General features: G+C 45.9%; 1 protein-coding gene. It reads left to right on the forward strand.

Features of this window, described 5'->3' with window-relative positions:
* Positions 1-123: 123 nt before the first annotated feature.
* Positions 124-882 (forward strand): hypothetical protein (locus HX793_RS32290; protein ID WP_256733988.1); only part of this gene is annotated, 759 nt, incomplete at its 3' end.

Raw genomic sequence — 882 nt, forward strand, 5'->3', positions numbered from 1 at the left:
AATAGCAGGAATAGTGGGAGCAGTGGGAGTCGGGGAAGAAGTTCATCTAGAACTTGGAAGAATGTGAAGTGCTGGAACTGCCAGGAGGTGGGACATGTTAAGAGTCAATGTCCAAAGAAAGAATTGAACATTACTGGTGCTGAGAGTGTGTCTGAGGATGATGCACTGATACTAAGTATGGAAAGTTCTGTAGACTCTTGGGTCATGGATTCAGGGGCTTCGTTTCACGCCATGGACAACGGAGAAACGATGGTGAATCTAAAAGAAGGAGATTTTGGGAAGGTACGGTTAGCAAATGACGAGATGCTTCAAGTAACGGGCATAGGAGATATTGATCTGGTTACTTCATTAGGAACTACATGGAACCTGAAGAATGTCAGGGTGATTCCGGAGCTGAAGAAGAAATTGATTTCTGTTGGTCAGCTGGATAAACAAGGACTGGAAGTAAGGTTTGGTGGTGGTAAATGGAGGGTGGTCAATGGTAATTCGGTGATTGCTCAAGGTATGAAGCGTGGGTCATTGTATATGGTTGAGGTACCTGCTGAGGGAAGTATGACCGTCCCCGTTAAGCATGACAAAATCTGGTTCGCTAAATCTAGTGCTAAGAGAGTTCATTTTGCAAACATGAATTCTGGAGCCAAGGGGATGTTAGCTGAACGAGTCGGAAAGTCTAAACGATTCAGGGGATTTTGTGACAGTGGGAGCACGGGGTGTGTTCCGGGTACAGTTACAAAGAGCCGTTGGGTTTTGAAGACTAAGACTGAAAAATTCTCTCCTGTTGGAAGTTTGCAAAGTTTGGAGAGTGTTAGTGGTCCTCGGTGTATCTCTGGAGCCGATGGAGTGTCCAAACCGGTTGAGACAGAGGATGAGTCGGTGGTGGGA

This window comes from Pseudomonas reactans, assembly GCF_013387025.1.
Lineage (GTDB): Bacteria > Pseudomonadota > Gammaproteobacteria > Pseudomonadales > Pseudomonadaceae > Aquipseudomonas > Aquipseudomonas reactans.